Here is a 3,278-nt window from a genome sequence, read left to right on the forward strand (position 1 = left end):
ACTTGCTTCATCGCTTGGGTTAACGCTGTTAATTGTGCCGAGCTAATCACATAGGGCGGCATGATATAAATCAGGTTGGCAAAGGGGCGAACCCATACGCCTAAGTCGACAAATTGCTGCTGCAGCGCCGCAGTATTCACCGCTTGATGCATCTCTAATACGCCGACCGCGCCAAGTACGCGCACTTCTTTCACGCTGGGAATATTGATGGCATCGCTAAGCTCGCGCTGCATTTGCGCTTCGATGGCGGTAACCTGCGCTGGCCACAGATTTTGATTGAGTAAATCTAAACTGGCACAGGCAGCGGCGCAGGCGAGGGGATTGCCCATAAACGTCGGACCGTGCATAAAGACCCCTGCGGGCGATTGGCTAATGCCTTGGGCAACCCTATCGGTACAGAGTGTGGCGGCAAGGCTGATATAGCCGCCCGTTAAGGCTTTGCCTAGGCAGAGAATATCGGGGCTGATATCGGCATGTTCATAGGCAAATAACTTACCGGTTCGGCCAAAACCGGTGGCGATTTCATCGAGGATAAGTAGCACATTATATTCATCACACAGGGCGCGCAGGCCGCGTAAATACTCGCTGCTGTAAAAGCGCATGCCGCCAGCGCCCTGCATAATGGGTTCGATAATCACGGCGGCAATCTCTTGATGTTGCTCGCGTAATATGCGCTGCATGGGCGCTAAATCATCCTGACGTAACGGCTCGCCGAAGGGCGTTTGCGGCGCGTCGACAAAATACTGCTTAGTCACGGCCTCGCCAAACATGGTATGCATGCCACCTTCGGGATCGCAGACACTCATGGCGGCAAAAGTATCGCCATGGTAGCCTTTCTTCACGGTAAGGATGCGCTGTTTTTGGGCTTTTTGCGCTAAGGGTAAATCTTGCCCCTGCCAATATTGCAGTGCCATTTTGATGGCAACCTCAACGGCAATGGAACCCGAGTCGCAGAGGAAGACTTTGTTAAGGGGCTCACAGGTCATCGCCAGCAGTTTTTTGCAGAGTGTAATGGCGGGTTCATGGGTAATGCCACCAAACATCACATGGCTGAGTTGGTGCAATTGCTGCTCCATCGCCGTTAATATCGCTGGGTGGCCATAGCCATGGACGCAGGCCCACCAAGAACTGGTGCCATCAATCAGCTTACGGCCATCGACCAATTCCAGCTCGCAGCCCTTAGCACTGTGCACGCCAAAAACAGGCAGTGCACGAGTCATGGAGGTATAAGGGTGCCAAATATGGGCGCTATCAAAATCAAAATCGAGTAAATTGCGCATAAAAGCTCACAGCGTTGGATGTAATTTAATCAGTGGTAAACCGGTATCACTGGTTGGCGTTGACAGTTTAAGGGCTGAGGTTATCCTAGCCAAGGTAAAATACCAAAATAAAAGGGTGTTCAATGTCGCAGTTGCAAGTTCGTCATGATTGGAAGCGGGAAGAAATCGAAGCCTTATTTGCGCTGCCGATGAATGACTTATTATTTAAAGCCCACAGTATCCACCGTGAAGTGTTCGATCCTAACGAAGTGCAGATCAGCCGCTTACTGTCGATCAAAACCGGTGCTTGTCCTGAAGATTGTAAATATTGTCCGCAGAGTGCGCGTTACGACACTGGCCTTGAAAAAGAGCGCCTATTAGCGATGGAAACCGTGCTCACCGAAGCGCGTAGCGCCAAAGCCGCGGGCGCTTCGCGTTTCTGTATGGGCGCCGCTTGGCGTAACCCGAAAGATAAAGACATGCCATACCTCAAGCAAATGGTGCAAGAGGTGAAAGCCCTCGGCATGGAAACCTGTATGACCTTAGGGATGTTAAGCGCCGAGCAAGCCAATGAGTTGGCCGATGCGGGCCTTGACTACTACAACCACAATTTAGATACCTCGCCGGAATACTACGGCGATGTGATCACCACCCGTACCTATCAAAACCGCTTAGATACCTTAAGCCATGTGCGCGCATCGGGCATGAAAGTCTGCTCCGGCGGTATTGTCGGCATGGGCGAAAAGGCCACCGACCGAGCGGGTTTATTACAACAACTGGCGAATTTACCCCAGCATCCGGATTCTGTGCCGATCAATATGTTAGTCAAAGTGGCCGGCACGCCCTTTGAAAAACTCGATGATTTAGATCCGCTCGAGTTTGTCCGCACCATCGCCGTGGCGCGTATTTTAATGCCACTATCGCGGGTGCGCTTATCGGCGGGCCGCGAAAACATGACTGACGAACTGCAGGCCATGTGTTTCTTTGCGGGCGCGAACTCGATTTTTTACGGCTGTAAGTTACTGACCACGCCCAACCCTGAAGAAAGTGATGATATGGGGCTGTTCCGCCGTCTGGGTTTACGTCCTGAGCAGGGCGCTGCCGCCGCTATCGATGATGAGCAGGCGGTATTAGCCAAAGCGGCGGCTTATCAAGATAAAGCTTCTGCTCAGTTTTATGATGCCGCCGCGCTATAACGGCGGCGGTAACAACGCCTTGTATACGATGGTCTTTACACTCTGGGTGAATGTTATCGCGGCACGGCATTAACCTTAGCCCGTGTGCCAGTGCTAGCCCTAAGGCCGATTCCTTGAGGAACCATATTATGAGTCTCCCCCTAGAGACCAAAATTGCCACTCGGCAACAAGCCTTATGCGAGCAAGGGTTGTTAAGGCAACGCCATGCGCTCATTACGTCACACTCTGGGGCGGGCAACACTCAGTTTTTATACGAAGGGCAGACTTACCTTAATTTCAGTAGCAATGATTACCTTGGGTTATCCCAGTGCCCGCAATTAATTGCGGCGCTGCAATGTGCGGCGCAGCAATACGGGGTCGGTAGTGGTGCATCGCCGCTGGTGACCGGGTATAGCGAGGCCCACCTCGCCCTTGAGCGTCGGTTGTGTGAGCTCACAGGGCATCAAGCCGCCTTGCTGTTTGGCTCCGGCTTTAGCGCGAATACAGCCTTGATAAAAACCCTTTTTGATAAGCAAGATAGGGTTATTGCCGATAAACTCGTCCATGCCTCGATTATCGATGGCCTGCGGGATAGCGGCGCCGGATTTAACCGTTTTTTACATAATTCTGTTGAGAGCGCCGAGCGATTACTGCAAGGGCGGCAGGTGGCGGCGCTTATCACTGAAAGTGTCTTTAGCATGGACGGTGATTGTGCGCCGCTGGCGGCATTCGCGGCACTGTGTCGGCAGCACCGGACCTGGCTTATCGTCGATGATGCCCATGGTTTTGGGGTGCTGCCGGGCTTTGATGATGGCCGCGCTGCAACGCGAATGGACGTGCAAAT

At 52.7% G+C, this 3,278-nt stretch carries 3 protein-coding genes; 2 read left to right on the top strand and 1 reads right to left on the bottom strand.

Annotation, left to right across the window (positions count from 1 at the left end):
- Positions 1 to 1,280 (bottom strand): adenosylmethionine--8-amino-7-oxononanoate transaminase (gene bioA / locus ACRCZA_RS16435; protein WP_438675454.1); only part of this gene is annotated, 1,280 nt, incomplete at its 3' end.
- Between the two features lie 122 nt (positions 1,281 to 1,402).
- Here bioA and bioB point away from each other — a divergent pair.
- Together bioB and ACRCZA_RS16445 are read left to right on the top strand one after the other, a co-directional pair.
- Complete coding sequence (bioB, locus tag ACRCZA_RS16440; RefSeq protein ID WP_438675455.1) at positions 1,403 to 2,455, top strand: biotin synthase BioB; 1,053 nt, start codon at positions 1,403 to 1,405, stop codon at positions 2,453 to 2,455.
- Between the two features lie 128 nt (positions 2,456 to 2,583).
- Positions 2,584 to 3,278, top strand: a 695-nt coding sequence (locus ACRCZA_RS16445) for an aminotransferase class I/II-fold pyridoxal phosphate-dependent enzyme (RefSeq protein WP_438675456.1), incomplete at its 3' end; no start/stop codon positions are given.

The organism is Shewanella sp., assembly GCF_051658185.1.
Taxonomy (GTDB): domain Bacteria; phylum Pseudomonadota; class Gammaproteobacteria; order Enterobacterales; family Shewanellaceae; genus Shewanella.

Coding starts and splice junctions, on each gene's coding strand:
- bioB (WP_438675455.1), top strand. CDS start 1,403: ATGTCGCAGTTGCAAGTTCGTCATGATTGGAAGCGGGAAGAAATCGAA.